11 protein-coding genes are annotated in these 19,413 nt (G+C 60.4%); 2 read left to right on the top strand and 9 right to left on the bottom strand.

Annotated features, from left to right (window positions below):
• Positions 1 to 5: 5 nt before the first annotated feature.
• From PI739_RS18595 to PI739_RS18555, 9 genes are all read right to left on the bottom strand, one after another.
• On the bottom strand, positions 6 to 1,469 hold the full coding sequence (locus tag PI739_RS18595; RefSeq protein WP_003369448.1) for an efflux transporter outer membrane subunit: 1,464 nt from the start codon (positions 1,467 to 1,469) through the stop codon (positions 6 to 8).
• A complete protein-coding gene (locus PI739_RS18590; protein ID WP_271352089.1) occupies positions 1,466 to 4,573 on the bottom strand; it encodes an efflux RND transporter permease subunit in 3,108 nt (1,035 codons plus the stop codon). Before PI739_RS18590 ends, PI739_RS18595 begins: the two co-directional genes overlap by 4 nt.
• Complete coding sequence (locus PI739_RS18585; protein WP_054081467.1) at positions 4,570 to 7,680, bottom strand: MdtB/MuxB family multidrug efflux RND transporter permease subunit; 3,111 nt, start codon at positions 7,678 to 7,680, stop codon at positions 4,570 to 4,572. The genes PI739_RS18590 and PI739_RS18585 overlap by 4 nt, the downstream gene beginning before the upstream one ends.
• On the bottom strand, positions 7,677 to 8,981 hold the full coding sequence (locus PI739_RS18580) for an MdtA/MuxA family multidrug efflux RND transporter periplasmic adaptor subunit (protein WP_054081468.1): 1,305 nt from the start codon (positions 8,979 to 8,981) through the stop codon (positions 7,677 to 7,679). The genes PI739_RS18585 and PI739_RS18580 overlap by 4 nt, the downstream gene beginning before the upstream one ends.
• A 153-nt stretch (positions 8,982 to 9,134) precedes the next feature.
• Positions 9,135 to 9,635 carry a thiol peroxidase gene (gene tpx, locus PI739_RS18575; protein ID WP_003369437.1) on the bottom strand — a complete coding sequence of 167 codons (501 nt, stop codon included), beginning with the start codon at positions 9,633 to 9,635 and terminating at the stop codon, positions 9,135 to 9,137.
• Between the two features lie 89 nt (positions 9,636 to 9,724).
• The gene (locus PI739_RS18570; protein ID WP_003434111.1) at positions 9,725 to 10,642 is read right to left on the bottom strand and encodes a LysR family transcriptional regulator; all 918 of its coding nucleotides are present in this window, start codon (positions 10,640 to 10,642) and stop codon (positions 9,725 to 9,727) included.
• 119 nt (positions 10,643 to 10,761) lie between these two features.
• On the bottom strand, positions 10,762 to 14,451 hold the full coding sequence (locus PI739_RS18565) for a translocation/assembly module TamB domain-containing protein (protein ID WP_248670607.1): 3,690 nt from the start codon (positions 14,449 to 14,451) through the stop codon (positions 10,762 to 10,764).
• Complete coding sequence (locus PI739_RS18560) at positions 14,448 to 16,172, bottom strand: autotransporter assembly complex protein TamA (RefSeq protein ID WP_003369431.1); 1,725 nt, start codon at positions 16,170 to 16,172, stop codon at positions 14,448 to 14,450. The genes PI739_RS18565 and PI739_RS18560 overlap by 4 nt, the downstream gene beginning before the upstream one ends.
• Positions 16,173 to 16,231: 59 nt before the next feature.
• Entirely contained in the window at positions 16,232 to 16,903 is a 672-nt protein-coding gene (locus tag PI739_RS18555) for a GNAT family N-acetyltransferase (RefSeq protein ID WP_003345438.1), read from the bottom strand.
• A 191-nt stretch (positions 16,904 to 17,094) separates the two neighbouring features.
• Between PI739_RS18555 and xthA the strand changes: the two genes are divergently transcribed.
• The gene (xthA, locus tag PI739_RS18550; RefSeq protein ID WP_054081470.1) at positions 17,095 to 17,907 is read left to right on the top strand and encodes an exodeoxyribonuclease III; all 813 of its coding nucleotides are present in this window, start codon (positions 17,095 to 17,097) and stop codon (positions 17,905 to 17,907) included.
• A gap of 154 nt (positions 17,908 to 18,061) precedes the next feature.
• Complete coding sequence (locus PI739_RS18545) at positions 18,062 to 19,405, top strand: substrate-binding domain-containing protein (RefSeq protein WP_003369427.1); 1,344 nt, start codon at positions 18,062 to 18,064, stop codon at positions 19,403 to 19,405.
• The last annotated feature ends 8 nt before the right edge of the window (positions 19,406 to 19,413 follow it).

Raw genomic sequence — 19,413 nt, 5'->3', positions numbered from 1 at the left:
AATATTTACTCCCGGAGCGTCAGGCCTGTCTCGGCATTCCAGCCCCCGCCCAGTGCGGCGATCAATTGAACGCTGGCAATCAAACGGCTTTGCAGCACGCTGAGCACACTGCGCTCGTTGCTCAATGCGGTGGCTTGGACATTGACGACGTCCAGGTAACCGATCAACCCGGCCTTGTATTGATTGTTGGTCAGGCGCAGCGAGTCACGAGCCGAGACCAGCGCTTCCTGGCGTACCGCCGCTTCCTGCTCGTATACCTTGAGCTGAACCAGATAGTTTTCGACCTCCTGGAAGCCGTTCAGCACGGTCTGCCGGTACTGGGCGACAGTCTGGTCATACACCGCTTCGGTGCGATCGACCTCGGCCGAACGTTTTCCGCCGTCGAACAGGGTCAGCGCCAACTGCGGGCCCACCGACCAGAAGCGGTTGGGCAGGCTGATCCAGTTGGCAAAGGTACTGCTGCTGTAACCGCCGCTCATGCTCAGCGTGAAGTCCGGATAATAAGCCGCCTTGGCCACGCCGATGTTGGCATTGGCGCCCATGACCGAGCGCTCGGCTGCGGCAATGTCAGGGCGGCGCTCGAGTAACTGCGAAGGCAGGCCTGGCGGGATTTGCGGCAACTGCGGAATTGAAGTGGTGACGGGCAGATTGAAGTCTGCCGGCGCCATGCCCATCAGTACGGCGATGGCATTCTCGTATTGCGCCCGTTGCCAGGCCAGGTCAATCAGATCGGCCTGGGTACTTTTCAGTTGCGTCTGTGCCTGCGCAACAGCATCACTTCCGGAAATACCGGCGCGGTACTGGTTCTGCGTCAGGGTCAGGGAGCGCTGGTAGGCATCCACTGTGGACTCCAGCAGGCGTTTCTGTTCATCGATCACGCGCAATTGCAGGTAATTCTGCACCAGTTCCGATTGCAGGCTCAGGCGCATCGCCGCCAGGTCGGCAAGACTCGCCTGCGCATTGGCGGTGTCGGCTTCCAGCCCACGACGCAGCTTGCCCCAGACGTCGGCCTCCCAACTGACGCCCAACTGCGCGTTGTAACTGTTGCGAATCCCCGAGGCACTGGTGCCGGTGTTCGAGGTGCCAGTGCCCTGCCCCGAGCGCGTCTTGCCGGTCGTCAGGTCGAGGGTCGGCAGGAAGGCAGCCCTGGAGCTGCGCACCAGTGTCTGTGCCTGTCGATACTGCGCGTCGTACTGGGCGACTGTCTGGTTGGAGGTGTTGAGGCGCTCGACCAGAGCGTTCAACTGCGGGTCCTTGTACACCTCCCACCATGCACCTTTGGCCATCCCGTCACTTGGCGTGGCCGCACGCCAGCCCTGCGCAGCCTTGAACTGCGCGGGCGCGGCCATCGACGGCTTCTGGTAATCCGGACCCACAGCGCAGGCGCTGAGCAGCACGACGCAAAGCCCCAGCGCGAATGGACGAATCAGCCCTGTCGGGCGGGAGGTGAATGCCAGGCGTTCGGTCATAGCGGAGTTTCCAGAGCAGCATCGGTGCGCACGCCACGCCATTTGTTGTAACGATGGCGCAGACGGTCGAGATAAAGGTAAACCACCGGGGTGGTATAGAGGGTCAGGACCTGGCTGAAGATCAGGCCACCAATGATGGTCAAACCCAGCGGCTTGCGCATTTCGGCACCTTCGGCGGTACTCAGCAGCAGCGGCAAGGCACCCAGGATGGCGGCCATCGTGGTCATCAGAATGGGCCGCAGGCGCTGCAGGCAGGCGCTGCGAATCGACTCTTGCGGCGTCATTCCCTGTTCGCGCTCCAGATGCAGGGCAAGGTCGATCATCATGATCGCGTTTTTCTTCACCACGCCAATCAGCAGGAACAGCCCCAACAGGGAAATCAGGCTGAATTCGCTGCCCAGCACATAGATCGTCAGCAATGCGCCAACGCCTGCGGACGGGAGCGTCGAGAGGATCGTCAGCGGATGAATGTAGCTCTCATAGAGGATACCCAGCACCAGGTACACCGCCAGCAACGCACCGAGGATCATCCACGGCTGACTCTTCTGCGTGGAAGCGAAGGCGTTGGCGGTCCCGGCCATCTTGGAAATGATGTCGGATGGCAGCCCGATGGCGGCAAACGCCCGTTCTATCGCCACGGTGGCCTTGTCGAGGCTGGCCCCTTCGGCCAGATCGAAGGAGATGTTCTCGGCCGCGAACTGACCGTCATGCGATACCCGGTCATTGGCCAGGCTGCGCTCGTAATGGGCGATGCTCGATAGCGGTACACGCTGCCCGTCTGCGGTAATGACCTGAACCTGCTCCAGCGTCACCGGGTCCTGGGCGTATTTTGGATTGACCTCCATCACCACCTTGTACTGGTTGAGGCTGTCATAGATGGTCGATACCTGGCGCTGGCTGTAAGCGTTGTTGAGCACCGCCGTGACCATGTTCATATCGATACCCAGTCGCTTGGCCGTGTCACGGTTGACCACCAGGGTCACCTGTTGTGCCCCGCGCCCTTCCCGTGCGTCGATGGCGGTCAGCTCGGGCACCGACTTGAGCGCTGCGACAATCTTGGGGTACCACAGACGCAGACTGCCCAGATCAGCGCTCTGCACGATGTATTGATACTGTGAACTGGTCTGCTCGCGACCGCCGCCCAGTTGCAGGTCCTGATCCGGGGCCAGGAACAACCTGCCGCCCGGCACATGCGGCATGTTCTTGCGCAGGCGCTCGACCACTTTCTCGGCAGACAGCTTGCGCTCGGCAATCGGCTTGAGGCGCACGATCATGAAGGCGTTATTGGTGCCACCGCTGCCACCGATAAAACCGGCAACGCTTTCCACCGCAGGGTCAGCGAGAATCGACAGGCGGAAGGTCTCCATTTTCGGCTGCATGACCGAAAACGAAAGACCGTCGTCACCGCGAACAAAACCCATCAGTTGCCCGGTGTCCTGCTGCGGCAGAAAGGTCTTGGGCACCACCACATACAGCGCGATATTGACCACCACGGTAACCAGCAGGCTGAGCAGCGTCAGCCGTCGATGCCGCATCACCCAGCCCAGCGAGCGGTCGTAGCCTGCCACCATTCGATCGTTGACCCGCTCGCTCCAGCGCTGAAAGGCGTTTTCCCCATGGGCTTCGCGTGGCTTCAACCAACGCGCGCACAACATCGGCGTCAGGGTCAGGGACACAATCAGCGAGACGATGATCGCTACCGACAAGGTGATGGAAAACTCGCGAAACAGACTTTCGACCAGACCGCCCATGAACAGGATGGAAATGAACACCGCGACCAGCGAGACGTTCATCGACAGCAAGGTGAACCCCACCTCCTTGGCGCCCAGAAAAGCCGCTTTCATGGGGTCGAGGCCGTTGTGAATATGCCGGGATATGTTTTCCAGCACAACGATGGCATCGTCCACCACCAGACCGGTCGCGAGGATCAACGCCATCAGTGACAGGTTGTTCAGGGAGAAGCCGAACAGGTGCATGATCGCAAAGGTGCCGACCAGCGATACCGGAACCGCCAGGGTGGGGATCAGCGAGGCGCGAAAACTGCCGAGGAACAGGAACACCACCATCACCACCAGCACCACGGCAATCAGCAGGGTCATTTCGGCTTCGTGCAGCGTCGCCTTGATCACCGGCGAGCGGTCCATCGCGATATTGAGACTGACACTGGCCGGCAGCACCGCTCGCAGCGCCGGCAACTGCGCCTTGATCTGCGCCACGGTTTCAATGATGTTGGCGCCCGCCTGGCGATTGACGACCAGCAGCACGGCACGGTCATTGTTGTAGAATCCGCTGTTGTAACGGTCTTCCACGGCATCGCTGACTTTCGCCACGTCCTTCAGGCGCAAGGTCGCTCCGTCCTTGTAGCGAATGATCAGCGGCGCATAATCCTCGGCGGTTTCCAGCTGGTCGTTGGCCTGCACCTGCCAGTTATGCTGGTCGTCCTCCACAAAGCCCTTCGGCCGTCGTACGTTGGTGCCAGTGATGGCAGTGCGTACGTCGTCCAGCGATACACCGTACTGGGAGAGCATCTGCGGCTCCAGTTCGATACGCACAGCAGGCAGCGAGCTGCCGCCGATCTGCACTTCGCCGACCCCGGAAACCTGTGACAGGCTCTGTGACAGGATGGTGGACGCCAGGTCGTAAAGCTGGCCCTTTTCCAGCACCGTCGACGTCATCGACAAGACCATGATCGGCGCCTGGGACGGGTTGACCTTCTTGTAGGTCGGCATACTGCGCATACCGCTGGGCAGCAGATTGCGTGAGGCATTGATCGCCGCCTGCACTTCCCGCGCGGCGCCGTTGATGTCGCGATTCAGATCGAACTGCAGAATGATCCGCGTGGTGCCCTGGCTTGAATTGCTGGTCATGGTGTTGACACCGGCAATACTGCCCAGCGATCGCTCCAGCGGCGTTGCCACCGTGGACGCCATCACTTCCGGACTGGCACCGGCGAGGCTGGCCGAGACCACAATCACCGGGAAATCCATGTTCGGCAACGGTGCCACCGGCAACAAGCGAAAGCTCACCGCGCCCAGCAGCATGATCGCCAGGCTTAGCAGAACGGTCGCAACGGGGCGACTGATGAACGGCGCTGAGAGGTTCATGCGTCAGCCCGTTCCAGTCGGTCCGGGTCAGCCGGTTTGCGACTCCAGCGACGGCCAAGGCGGTCGAAATACAGGTAGATGACCGGCGTTGTGAACAGTGTCAGCACCTGACTGAGCAACAGTCCGCCAACCATCACCAGCCCCAGTGGTTGCCGCAATTCGGCGCCGGAGCCACTGGCGAGCATTAGCGGGATGGCGCCGAACAATGCGGCCAGGGTGGTCATGAGAATCGGCCGGAAGCGCAACAGTGCCGCGTCGTAGATCGCCTGCTCGGGCGCAACACCGCGGTTGCGCTCCGCGTCGAGCGCGAAGTCGATCATCATGATCGCGTTCTTCTTGACGATGCCGATCAATAGAATGATGCCGATGATCGCGATCATCCCCAGATCGTTGCCGCTGATCAGCAGAGCCAACAAGGCTCCCACTGCTGCCGACGGCAGGGTCGAGAGGATGGTGATCGGGTGAATGTAGCTCTCGTAGAGCACGCCCAGCACGATGTACATGGTGACCACCGCCGCCAGAATCAGCAGCAACGTGCTGGACAACGAAGCCTGAAACGCTTCGGCAGCGCCCTGGAACTGAGTCTGCACGCCGATCGGCATGCCGATCTCCTGCTCGACCTCCTCGATCACCTTCACCGCCTTGCCCAAGGCAATATCGGGCGCCAGGTTGAACGACATCATCACCGCCGGAAACTGCCCGAGGTGGGCGATGGCCAACTGTGCCTGGCGCTGCTCGACACTTGCCAGGCTGGATAGCTTCACCTGCGCGCCATCGGTGGTCTTGACGTGGATCTGCTCGAGCGCCGCCGGGCCAAGTTCACTGCCCGACGCAGCCTGCAGCACCACGCGGTACTGGCTGGCCTGCGTGTAGATGGTGGATATCTGGCGCTGACCGAATGCGTCGTACAGCGCATCGGTAATGTTCGCAACCGTGACCCCGACCCGGCTGGCCGCATCACGATCGATGTTCAGGTACACCTGCAAACCTTTATCCTGCAGGTCGCTGGCCACATCCGTCAGCTCGGGCCGCTTGCCGAGCGCGTCTACCAGTTTTTCGCTCCACAGCGTCAGCAGCTCGGCGTCGGGCGACGACATGCTGAATTGATACTGGGTGCGACTGACGCGGTCTTCAATGGTCAGGTCCTGCACTGGCTGCATGAACAGGCGGATATCCGACAGCTTGTCGACCTCGGGTTGCAGGCGCTGGATCACCTCGGACGCGGTCAGGTCGCGCGCCCCGTGAGGCTTGAGGTTGATCAACAGGCGCCCACTGTTGAGCGTGGCGTTGTCACCGTCGACACCGATGTAGGACGACAGACTGACCACTGCCGGGTCCTTGAGAATGATGTCGGCAAGTGCCCGCTGACGCTGGCTCATCGCTGCGAACGACACCGACTGCGGCGCTTCCGAAATACCCTGAATCACTCCGGTGTCCTGCACCGGAAAAAAGCCTTTGGGTACGACGATGTACAGCAACACAGTCAAGGCCAGGGTGGCCAGGGCAACCAGCAGGGTCAGTGGCTGATGCTTGAGCACCCAGCGCAGTCTGCCCGCGTAGATGTCGATCAGCCAGTCGATCCAGGCACCGCTGGCCCGGTAAAAACGGCTCTGCTCTTCTTCCCTGGGCTCGCGCTTGAGCAAGCGCGCGCACATCATCGGCGTCAGGGTCAGCGAGACCACCAGCGATATCAATATCGCGACCGCCAGGGTAATCGCGAACTCGCGGAACAGCCGCCCGACCACGTCGGCCATGAACAACAGCGGGATCAATACCGCAATCAGCGACAGGGTGAGGGAAATCAGGGTGAAACCGATCTGCTTCGCGCCCTTGAGTGCGGCCTGCAAGGGCGTCTCGCCCTCTTCGATGTGTCGGGAGATGTTTTCCAGCATGACGATGGCGTCATCGACGACGAAACCGGTCGCAATGGTCATGGCCATCAGCGTCAGGTTGTTGACCGAAAAACCGGCCAGGTACATCACGCCGAACGTGCCTACCAGCGACAGTGGGACGGCGATAGAGGGAATGATCGTCGCGCTGAAACGACGCAGGAACAGGAAGGTGACCAGCACCACCAGGACGATCGCGATCAGCAGTTCGTGCTGAACATCGGTCACCGACGCACGGATGGTCTGCGTACGGTCCGTCAGGACCACGACGTCGAGCCCTGCCGGAAGGTTTTCGGTGATCGACGGCAGCAACGCCTTGATCCGGTCGACCACCTCAATGACGTTGGCGCCCGGCTGACGCTGAATGTTGAGCAGCACCGCCTGGCTCCGATTGGCCCAGGCCGCGAGCCGCTCGTTTTCGGCACCATTGACGATTTCGGCCACATCCTTCAGGCGCAAGGGTGCGCCATCCTTGTAAGCCAGAATCAGGTTGGCGTACTCCTCCGGAGACTTCAGCTGATCGTTGGCATCCAGCATCGAAACCCGGGTCGGCCCGTCGAAATTGCCCTTCGGCTGGTTGACGTTGGAGGCGCTGATCAGGGTACGTACATCGGACAGGTTGAGACTGTTGGCGGCCAACGCCTCCGGGTTGACCTTGATCCGTACCGCCTGCCGCTGCCCGCCGGCAATGCTGACCATGCCCACACCGCTGATCTGCGAGATCTTCTGCGCCATGCGCGTATCGACCAGATCATTGAGCTTGGGCAACAACATGGTTTTCGAGGTGATCGCCAGGGTCAGAACCGGTGTGTCGGCCGGGTTGACCTTGTTGTAGACCGGAGGCGCCGGCAGATCGGTCGGCAGCAGGTTGGTGGCCGCATTGATCGCCGCCTGCACCTGCTGCTCGGCGACATCCATATTGATTTCGAGACTGAAGCGCAACGTAATGACCGACGCACCGCCCGAGCTGGTCGAGGCCATCTGGGTCAGGCCGGGCATCTGTCCGAATTGACGTTCAAGAGGCGCAGTCACGGAGCTGGTCATCACCTGCGGGCTGGCGCCCGGGTACAGGGTCATCACCCGGATGGTCGGATAGTCGACCTGGGGCAACGCCGAAACAGGCAGCAAGGTATAGGCGATCAGACCCGCCAGGACGATTGCCAACATACTCAGCGTGGTGGCAACCGGACGCAGGATGAACAGGCGTGACATGTTCATACGCTTGGTTTTTCCACCTTGCCGAGCGCCGCCGACTTGTCGGTCTTGCTGTCAGGCTTGCCTTGCAGCTTCTGAGCCGGGCCGGCCGGCACTTCCTTGCTGTCGTTGACGACTTCGACTTCGGCACCGTCGCGCAGGCGGTCGGTACCTTCGAGCACCACCCGCTCGCCGGCTGCCAGACCTTCGGTAATCACCGTGGATGTCTCGTCGCTCGGGCCGGTCTTCAGCAGCTTGAGTTTGACCTTCTTGTCACCGTCCAGCACATAGACAAAGGTCCCGTCGGTGCCGAACTGTACCGCCGCCGTCGGTACGAGCGTGACTTTTTTCAGCGTGTCGGCGCGCAGCCGTACATTGACGAACTGATTGGGGAACAGGACCTCGTCACTGTTATCGAAACGCGCCTTGAACTTCAGTGTGCCGGTGGCCACGTCGATCTGGTTGTCGAGGCTGGCCAGTACGCCGCTGGCCTGCATCTTCGTATCGCCACGGTCCCAGGCTTCAACGGGCAGCTTGTCGCCGGTGCGGTAGCGGGAAATGACTTTCGACAGGTCCTTTTCAGGCAGCGTGAACGCCACGGATATGGGCTGGGTCTGGGTAATCACCACCAGTGCAGTGGTGTCGTTGGCGGCAACCAGATTGCCCACGTCCAGCTGTTTGAGGCCGACACGCCCGGCAATCGGGGCACGGATGCGAGTGAAGTCCAGGCTCAGTTTTGCGTCAGCCACAGCAGCCTGATTGGTCTTGATCGTGCCCTTGTATTGATTGACCAGCGACTCGGCAGTGTCGAGGGTCTGCTTGGCGATGCTGTCCTCGGCAAACAAGCCTCGGTAACGCTGCACATCGAGCTGAGCATTCTTGAGCAGCGCCTGGTTAGTGGCCAGCGTACCTTCGGCCTGCTGCAACGCCACCTGATAGCTGCGCGGATCGATTTCAGCCAGCAGATCACCGGCCTTGACCATCTGCCCTTCCTGGAAATAAAGCTTGACCAGCTCCCCCGCCACGCGGCTGCGCACATTGATGGTGTTCATTGCCGTCACGGTGCCAAGCGCCTTGTAGTAGATCGGAAAATCACCTTCGGTAGCCGGGGCCACACGCACCGGGACCGCGACAGCCGATCCGCCGAAGCCAGGTCGTGCCATGCCGCTTGCAGCCGGCTTCTTGTTGCTCTCGGCCCCCTTGCCGGCAGTGGACGCAGGCCAGAACCACCAGCACAAGGCAACAATGACCAACAGGACCAACAAACTGATCAACCAGCGACGGGATTTACGGGAGCCAGACAATTGCATGAATAAATCAACCATTACAGGTGGGGGTTTGTTCAGAAGGCTGAACAATAAGCACAGTTACGTTACAAGCAAAGCGGCTTTACCAAGCGCTTACTTTGGATAAACGTATGACGCACAAACAAAAAAAACGGCCTGAGCGGATTCAGGCCGTCGACAGGTTGCGGAAAGTTACTTCAGCACAGCCAATGCAGCGTCATAGTTGGGCTCGCTGCCAATCTCGGCAACCAGTTCGCTGTGCAGTACCTTATCGTTCTCGTCCAGAACGACCACGGCGCGTGCTGTCAGACCCGTGAGCGGGCCGTCTGCAATGGCAACACCATAATTTTGAGCAAAATCGGCGCTGCGGAACGAGGACAGGTTCTGGACATTTTCCAGACCTTCGGAGCCGCAGAACCGGGCCTGGGCAAACGGCAGGTCAGCCGAGATGCACAGAACAACGGCGTTGCTCAGATCATTGGCCTGGGTGTTGAATTTACGTACCGAGGTGGCACAGGTCGGCGTATCGACGCTCGGGAAGATGTTCAATACCTTGCGCTTGCCGGCGAAGGACGCCAGGGTCTTATCGGCAAGACCTGCGCCAACCAGCGTGAAATCGTGTGCCTTGCTACCGACTTCAGGCAGGTTGCCACTGACCTGAACGGGGCTGCCTTTGAGGGTCACTTGAGCCATGAAACACGTTCCTTTTCAAAATGGATGAAAGAGCCGGAAGTTAAACACGAAAGTGTGCCGCGGCCTATATGGGATAATTCTGAATTTTTTCAGGAAACCAGTCTGTCCCTGATATCTGTGTGGGCACACAACTCCACCAGCCAATCAACGAATACCCTCACTCGTCGTGACAACTGTCGATGCGGGGGGTAAAGGGCCGTCAGTGGCAGTGGCGGCGGACGATGCAATCGCAGCACTTCCACCAGCACACCGCTGCGCAATTGCGCGGCGACATGGTAGCGCGGCACCTGAATCAGGCCGAATCCCGCTTCGCACGCCGCGACATAGCCATCGGCACTGTTGACAGCGATTGAGCAGGCCGAGGCGTGCTCAACGTCCATGCCATCGGCCATAAACTCCAGACCATAGCGCTTGCCGGTACTGGTCGAAAAATATTCGATTACCTGATGTTGCGCGAGCTCATTCAGGTTCCGTGGCGTGCCGTATTGCTCCAGGTATTCACGACTGGCGCAGGTGATCTGGGTCAGACTGCCCAGCGGCCTGGCAACCAGCGTTTCATCCAGTGCGGCGCCGGCACGCAGCACGCAGTCCACGCCTTCGCGGATCAGATCGACCGGCCTGTCGCTCATGCCGATTTCCAGGCGGATCTGCGGATAGCGCCGGCTGAATTCAGGCAACGCCGGGATGATAATCATGCGCCCCAGACTGACGGGCAGATCGACACGCAGCAACCCCTTGGGCTCGGCCCCCGTCGCCGAAAACGATGCTTCGGCATCGTCCAGATCGGCCAGCAGGCTGACGCAGCGCTGGTAATAGGCCTTGCCGTCAGGGGTGGCGCTGACCTGACGCGTCGTACGCTGCAAAAGCTGTACGCCCAGGTGCGCTTCCAGCTGCTTGATCAGGATCGTTACCGAAGCACGAGGCATGTGCAGACTCTCGGCCGCCCTGGCGAAACCGCCGAGTTCGACGATACGGGTGAACACGCGCATGGCGTTGAATCGATCCATGATGACCGGCAACCTGAAGGTAAATGACGTGTGAAGGGACTTGCAGTTGCAAGAGGGACGCTCGAGAAAGGCCAGGCGGTTCGGCACAGGGCCGCGCCGTTACCGCCACCAGCCCTCGCCTAGAAGTCCCTTTTATAGAAAATATCCAGCGAGCTGGCAACACCACTCGCGGCCTCGAGGTACACGCGCTTACTGAGCAGGTAGCGCAAGGCAATGGTATTGGCCGGTTCAAACACGCCTACGCCATAACGCAGGCTGAGCTTGTCGGTGATCTTGCCGCTGGCAACCACATTGGTCTTGTCGCCGGTTCCCGAAGTGTCCAGCTCGAAATCCTTGATACCCAGATTGTCCGCGAGCTTGCCGGTGGTCGACGAGCTGCCCGCAACACCCAGTGCCAGCGCAGCCTGAGCGACCATGTTGTTGTCTTCGCCGGAAGTGCTGAGCGGTCTGCCCATGACCAGATAGGAAAGCGCCTGCTCCTGGCTCATCGCAGGCTCGGAAAACACCTCGGTGGTGGGCTGCTCGGCGCTGCCGGTCAGGCGGATACCGGCAATCACGTCGTCGGTCTGGCGAATCGCCTCGATGTCCAGATAAGGCTGGTCGACCGGGCCGGCAAACAGCAAACGCGCCTTGCGTATGGTCAGCCGTTGACCGTAGGCACGATAACGACCGTCGTTCAGGTTGAGCTCGCCACGAGTGTCCAGATTGTCACCAATGTGTACATGCCCGACCAGATTGGCGGTGAGCCCGAACCCGCTGAAACTGAGCTTTTCCTGGCCGACTTCCACATCGATATCCATCGCCACGGCCAGCGGCGGAGCGCCCTCCTCGGTCTGCTGTCCGACGATCACTGTGTCACCGGAGAGCTTCACAGTGGACGGCGGCAACTCGCGTACGGTAATCGCGCCCTTGGGCACCAGTACCTTGCCGGAGATCGCCAGTCGCTCGCCCTGCATGGAGATTTTCAGGTCAGGCGCCGCCTCTACCGCCGCATAGGGTTCGACATTGATCGGCAGGCGCGAGCCCTTGAGGCTCACATCGACATTCAGGCTTTGCCCCCAAGCCACCTGACCGCCTATGCTGCCCTGCCCGGTGCTGCCACTTTTCCAGCCGCCGTTGAGCTGTACGCTTTCTCCGGCAATCAACGCCTGGACCTTGAGGTCATGCAGTTCCATAGGCAGCTCTGCCCCCGCCACTTCACCCCCTTCAAGCGTCACGTTGCCGTTGACCAGTGGCGCCAGCAACGTGCCTGACAACCGGCCATTGCCATTCAGACGCCCATTGAGTTTCTGCACCATCGGCGCGAAAGGACGTGCCACCGAGATATCCAGCCCCGAGAGATTGAAGTCGCCCGCCAGGGTCTTGTCCTTGGCCAGCGGGTCGATCTGTGCGTTGAGCAACAGCCTTCCCAGCTTGCCGCCCTCGAAGTCGAGACGCGTGTCGATGCGTTTGGGCGCCAGCGTGGTGGCCAGTTTCAGCGTCTGATAAGGGAAGTCCAGCCACTGGTTGTTGTTGCGTACCCGCAGCGTGCCGCCTCCGGCGTCAATCGTGACCTTGCCGCTGGGGCCAGCTGCCGGAATGTCGAGCTGCACGTCTGCATTCAACGCGCCCTTCCAGGCAAAATCCTTGGGCATCCATTGCGCCAGGCTGTCCAGGGGGAAATTCTTGAGCTGATAACGCAGATGAGGCTCCGGCATCAGGCGCTGATCGCCGCCACACAGGCTGGCGCCCCCGGACAACCAGCAATGGGCACCGAAGTTGAGCCGGCCATCGGCCAGACGCTCGATCTTCGCCGACTGCTGCAAACGCCAGTTCTGCCCGCCGCTCTGCACCGTACCGCTGGCCAGTCGGCCTCGCCAATCACCCTTGTCCAGGCCACCGTCAAGGCCGATGGCCAGCTTGAGCAGCGGTCCTTGAAGGTCCAGCTTCAGCTGCTGGCTCTTGAGTGTGCCCTGACCGTCTACCAGCAAGGTGCCCAGCTGGGTATCGCCAGCCTGAATACCGGCACCTTTCAGGTTGATGATCGCGCGCTGCGCCTGATCCAGTCTGGCGTTGAGCGTGAGGGTCTGCAGACGATTGTCCTGCAAGGCGAGCTGGCTGCCCTGCAAGGCCAATTGCCCTTGGGGCGCCTGTAGCGTTCCGGCCAGGTCCAGCCGGCCTTTGACTTGCCCCTGCAAGCGTGGCCAAAGCTGGGCCAGACGCGGCAGATCCAGGTCCAGCTGCCCCTTGAGACGCTCCTGCAGGCTACCCGCACCTTGAATACGGTTGTCGCCGAGGCGGATGCTCAGGCTGCTGACATTCCATTGCTGATCATGGCCGTCAGCCTTGGCTTGCAGCAGCGCCGGCTGACCACGCAAACGCCCTTTCAAATCGAGGTCTGCGCTGAGTTCAAGCTGCGCGTTGCGCATCTGACCTTTGCTGCGCAACGGGCCTGCCAGTGTGCCGGGCAGTTCGGCAACCCAGAATGAAGGGTCCAGCGCACTCAGGTCCAGAGCCGTATCCCAGCCGATGCCGTCAGCGAATTGCAGGTTCAGGAAACCGCTGGCCTTGCCCTGCCCTGCGACCAGTTCCAGTTGCGGCAGATGGATCTCTTGCAGATTGCCGCTGAACGGGCTGACCAGGGTGAATGCACCGGCAGGCCCTTTGAGGCTGGCGTTGAAATTGCCGAGGTATTTGCCATCGGTATAGGAAATATCGCCCTTGAAGGCATGCAATGCCACTTGAGGCGCTGACGCCAATGGATACAGGCGCTGCCAGGGGAAATCCAGCCAGTCGATGCTCGCATCTGCAGAAAAACCGTTCTGCCAGTTCATCTTGCCGTTGATGGCCAGACGCTGCTGATCATCGGCGGCCAGATCGAGTCCGGCGATGGTTGCGCCGTTGGCATCCACGTTTCCTTTCAATGACAACGCGACAGGACCTTTCTCTGCGGGAAGGTTGGCGCTGCCATCTATCAGATAGCCCGAGTCAAGATTGCCTTCGGCGGTCAGCAGCAACTGGTCCAGTTGCAACGTATCAGGCAATGCAGCACTGGGTTTGAAGCGCTCGGCCGTCAGCTTGATGCGTGCAGGAAGATGTTCGGCCAGGGGTTGCAACTCGCCGGTCAGCAAACCCGGCAGGTAGCCGCTGCTGTCCGCCTTGAGTTGCAGCGTTTTCAGCAGGTCGCCCTGAATATCCAGCGCCAGCGCCCAGGGCTGGCCATCCTGTGGTGGAAGTTGCAGTTGACCTTGCACGCTGAGTGGCCAGTCGCCCTCGGGTTTCAGCAGGCCATTGAGGTCCAGCACAAGCGCATCACGTTGCAGGTGCGCACTGTCGATCTTCAAGCCTTCGGCTGTCCAGTGCGCTGCCAGCTTGAGATCGCGCAATTGTTCGACGCCATCCAGTTGCAGACCACCCAGCTGTATATCACCCAGTTGCAGCGCCAGCGGTAACCTGAGCGTCGGTAACTGGATCGGGCCGTCGCTGGCGGACGTATCGCTCGGCGGGAAGTGCATCAGCACCTGCTGCGCATGCAGACGGTCGATGCACAGCGTCATCTTCAACAGGCAGGCAGGCGTCCAGGCGAAATCGACGGATTGAACCTCGACACGGTCTGCGCCCTGCTGCCATACCAGACGCTCGGCGCTCCACTGGCTACCCAGTCGCCCCTGAAAGTTTTCCAGCTGTACGCCGGGTACTCGAGCCAGGGCCCACTGGCTGCCCGTGTGGGTACCCAGCAGCAGCGCGACAATAATGACCACAAGCAGCAGTAATGCGACAAGTCCCAGCCCGACGACCTTGGCTCCGCGGGTGATGTTCGACGTGTTCAAAGCTCCGGCCCCATCGAAAAGTGCAGACGGATTCCGCCGTCATCGTCCAGCGCGTGGGCCAGATCGAGACGCAGCGGGCCCACTGGAGATACCCAGCGCACGCCGAAACCCACCCCGGTTTTCAGGTCTGGCTTGTCCAGGCTGTTGAACGAGTTGCCCTGATCGATGAAGGTCGCCAGGCGCCATTTGTCAGCAATGGAATATTGGTATTCGACGCTACCGGCAAACATATACCGGCCGCCGATACGGTCGCCGTCAGAATTGGTCGGTGACAGCTTCTGATAGTCATAGCCGCGCACGCTTTGATCGCCACCGGCAAAAAAGCGCAGCGATGGCGGTATCGAGGTGTAACCGTCCGTGAGGTTGCCGCCAAACTGCACGCGACCGAGAAAGCGGTGATTTTGCGCGACGGTGGTCAGCCCTTTGAGCAGCACATTGGCATGCACCAGGTTAGCGTCAGACAACATGCCCTCCTTGGCCACCTGCGTATCGAATTGCAGGCGATAACCCTGGTGCGGGTCGATGCGATTGTCACTGCGCAGGTACGAGTAACTGATACCGGGCATCAGCAGCGTACTGAGGCCGGCGTCATCACCCAGGCGATATTCTTCACGCTGCCATTTCAGGGATATGACCCGTTCCCAACCGCTGGGCAGCTTGCTGTGCCATTCCGGCCCGGCAGTCAGCAACTTGCTGAGGCTGTCGGTTCCGGCAATCTCTTCGTACTGATATCCGCCGGCGTAGCGCAATTTGTCGGTCAGCGGCGGATCAAGTGGCACGTCGTACCACAGGCCGATATTCTGCCGTGGCGCGGATATCTCGGATTCGAAACCGTAACTGTGGCCCTGCGGGTTGGCCCAGTGCCGGGTCCAGTTGGCTTTGCCGCGCGGGCCGACGTCGGTCGAATAGCCCAGACCCAGGCCCATGGTGCGAGGTTTACGGGTTTCGAGCTGGACGGTCACCGGAATGACCTGGTTTTGCGCTGCGGTGGGCGCCGCATCGACCCGTACGCCCTCGAAATAGCCGCTGCCCTGCATCGCCTGGGTCAGTTCGGCAATCAGTTGGGAGTCGTAGGGCGTGTTCTCCTTGAACGGCACCATGCGCTTGAGCAGATCGTCATCAAATGGCGCGTCGCCGCTGAACATGACCTTGCCGAGCGTGTAGCGCGGTCCGCTTTCATAAACCAGTTCGATATCGGCCACACCGGCCCGCGGATCGATGGCCAGACGCTGACTTGTGAAATGGCCACTGAAAAATCCGTAGCGCGAGGCCTGATTCTGGATCAGGCGCTTGGCGTCTTCATAGTTGCCGTGGTTCAACACCGCGCCGCTTTTCAGCGCGTCGCTGCTCGGCACACGAAAGGCCTTCATTGCTGCCGCCGGCCCTTCGACACGGATCACCACGTTACGCAGGTGAATGGGCTCGCCCGGCTGGATGTTGATCACCAGGCTGGGTTGATCTCCGTCCTTGATCTCACTGTCGATCTGCGCCTGGTAATAACCCAGCGCCTGAGCGGCTTTTTCCGCCTGTTGCTCAGCGCCGAGGCTGAAATTACGCAGCGCCTGGACGTCACGCTCGCCCAAATCACCGACATACCCTTCGACGTTGGCCTTGAGTTGCGGATTGGCAGGCTTGATCCTGACGTCGAGGCGGGCCTGGGCAAGCGCTGCCGCACTCATGGTCATCAGGAACACGCTGCTGAATAGTCTGAAAAGCTTCATGGGCGTAGATGCTACCACGATCGACAGGCTGCACTGGAAGCCCACGAATTGTCGGATATTCAGGCCATTACGTCAGGGACCGGCAGTGAAACCTGAGGGTTCGGATGAAAAAACACATGCTCTCGGACAGGGCCTACAGCAATTTCACCGATCTCTTCGTAGCCCTGTCGCTTATAGAATTCCAGATAACGCGGATTGCCGGTATCGACCACGATGCCCTGGGAATGCTCATCCACTGCGCACCAGTCATGCAACGCTGCCAGCAGTTGCTCGCTCAGGTCCTGGCCGAGCTTCTGCCCTTGGAACTCCGGATCAAGGCCTATCAACGGCAGCACATGCACGGTTTCCGAAGGCACACAGGCGAGCACAGCGTTGTAATAGGCCAGATAGCGTTGAGTGCAGCCCAGACCGGTGTCCATCACCATGCGCAGACGCCAGGCCCAGCTTTCGGTGACACCCAGACGACGCTGCGGCGGTGCGATCAGCGCTACGCCGACCAAACGGTCCTGCAGGAACAGGCCCAGCGCAGGCTGGTTTTGTAGAAAGTGTTGTTTAACCAGCTGGCGAATGGTCGCCAACACACGTTGCTCATATCCCTCACGCTCGGCGTTGAACAGATAGGCAAATGTCGGATCGTGCCGGTAGGCCCTGAAAAGCAAGGAGCGGGTTTCACGGGAATAACCACTGTCGAGTTGGCGAATTTCACCCGTGATGGCAGCAGGTAGGGACATAAAGGGCCTCGTGTTAACGGAACTGCGTCTGGCGCAGCGGTTTTGGCAAGCAGGCTTTCGAGTGATGGCCATTGATAACAGTTCCAACGAATTATCCAGCCCCCCCTGGCCTGCGTTTCCGACACGGCACTGGTCCTGAAACCACAGGTCGGCTAGCATCGCTGTTTGTTTTTGCTCAGGACCGCTGCTTTATGAAAATCGTCTCGTTCAACATCAATGGTCTGCGCGCTCGACCGCATCAGCTGGCGGCGCTGATCGACAAACATCAACCTGACGTGATCGGTCTTCAGGAAACCAAGGTTTCGGACGAGCAATTCCCCCAGGCGGAAGTCGAAGCGCTGGGCTATCACGTTCACTTCCACGGCCAGAAAGGCCATTACGGTGTCGCTCTGCTGTCTCGCAACGCACCACTGGCCCTGCACAAGGGTTTCGAAGGCGACGACGAGGAATCCCAGAAGCGTTTCATCTGGGGGGCTTACGCCGACAGCAACGGCCAGCCGGTAACCATCATGAATGGCTACTTTCCACAGGGCGAGAGCCGCGACCACCCGACCAAATTCCCCGCCAAACAGCGCTTTTACGAGAACCTGCAAACACTGCTCGAGGGCCACTTCAGTAACGATCAGCCGCTGATCGTCATGGGCGACGTGAATATCTCTCCGCAGGACTGCGATATCGGCATTGGCGCCGACAACGCCAAACGCTGGCTGAAAACCGGCAAGTGCAGCTTTCTGCCTGAAGAGCGGGAGTGGATGGAGCGCCTGAAAAACTGGGGGCTGGTGGACAGCTTTCGGCACCTGTATCCGGAAGTCGTCGACCGCTTCAGCTGGTTCGACTATCGCAGCCGTGGCTTTGAAGACGAGCCCAAACGCGGCCTGCGCATCGATCTGATCATGACCTCTACCGGTCTGCAGCCACGCATCAAGGAAGCGGGTGTGGATTACGATTTGCGCGGAATGGAAAAACCGTCCGATCACGCGCCCATCTGGCTGGAACTCAGCTGACTGATCCCCTCCCGGGCTCCTCCTGCGCGATCCTTCCTTATAAGGGGTGGGTCGCGCTGAAAGCTGAAACACGCACAGACCCTGAAATTGTCATATTCCGGCAATCTCTCTGACTTATTCTCCCGGCACCCTCCCGTGATTCATGGTGACGCCGATGCTGCGCGCTTTGCTTACGGCGCTCATCCTGTCGAGCGCCACCCTGCCCGCTTTCGCGCAAGCCGCACTGCCGCTGCCTGCTGGCGATATACCGGCGTTGCGCATTCAAGGCTCCAACACCATCAATGCCCAACTCGGACCTGCGCTGGTCGAAGGATTGATGCGCCAGCAAGGTCTGCAATCGGTACAGACCCTTCCCGGCAACACCCTCAATGAACAGCGCGTCATCGGAACCACGGCCGCCGGTCAACCCGTCAGTGTCGAAGTCGCCGCACATGGCTCAGGCACCGGTTTCACTGCGCTTAAAGCCGGCAGTGCGGATGTCGCGGCCTCCTCTCGACCGATCAAGGATCAGGAGGCCAAAGATCTGGCCAGCCTCGGTGACCTGAAAAGCGCAGCCAGCGAGCAAACCATTGCCATCGACGGCGTTGCAGTGATCCTGCATCCCGCCAATCCGCTGAGACAACTGGATACCCTTCAACTGGCGCGCATTTTCAGTGGCGAAGTCAGGAACTGGAGTGAAATCGGTGGCAATCCAGGCGCCATCCATCTCTATGTTCGCGATGAAAAGTCCGGCACCTACGAGACGTTCAAGGACCTTGTACTGAGCAAATACGGTAAGACCCTGCTCGGCAGCGCCGCGCGATTCGAATCCAGCGAACAGCTCTCCGACGAAGTCAGCAAGGACATCAATGGCATCGGCTTCATCGGCCTGCCTTCCATCCGCCGCGCCAAGGCGGTGGCCATAGCCGACGGCGATTCCAGGCCCATGCTGCCGACCGTCAGCCTGATTGCCACCGAAGACTATCCGTTGTCGCGACGACTGTACTTTTATGTGCCCACCTCGGCCCATCAGCGCTGGGCGCAGGCGCTGGTCCGTTTCGCGCAGAGCGCCGAAGGCCAGGCCATCGTCGCGCAGAGCGGTTTTGTCGCGCAGACCGTGCAGGTGCTCAAGGTGCAGCCTACCGCGCAGATGCCCGCCGATTACCAGGCGCTGGCACGCAAGGCCGAACGCCTGTCCGTCAACTTCCGCTTTGCCCAAGGCAGCGCACGCCTGGACAACAAGGCGCAGCAGGACCTCAAGCGGGTCGCGGATTACCTGAAATCCAGCGACAAACTGGACCGGCACGTGACGCTGGTCGGTTTCGGCGACGCCAAGAGCGACCCGGAGCGTGCCGCCCTGCTTTCCAGGCTGCGTGCCATGGCCGTGCGCCGGGAACTGCTGAAAAGTGGCGTGACGTTCCGCGATATCGTTGGCCTGGGTGACGAGATGCCGGTGGCCACCAATGATATCGACGACGGCCGGATCAAGAACCGTCGCGTCGAAGTCTGGGTGCAGTAATTGGCTGA

This window comes from Pseudomonas cerasi (assembly GCF_027983475.1).
Classification (GTDB): Bacteria; Pseudomonadota; Gammaproteobacteria; order Pseudomonadales; family Pseudomonadaceae; genus Aquipseudomonas; species Aquipseudomonas cerasi.
The sequence above is the reverse complement of the archived record's forward strand: the minus strand, read 5'-3'. Positions and strand labels throughout refer to the sequence as shown.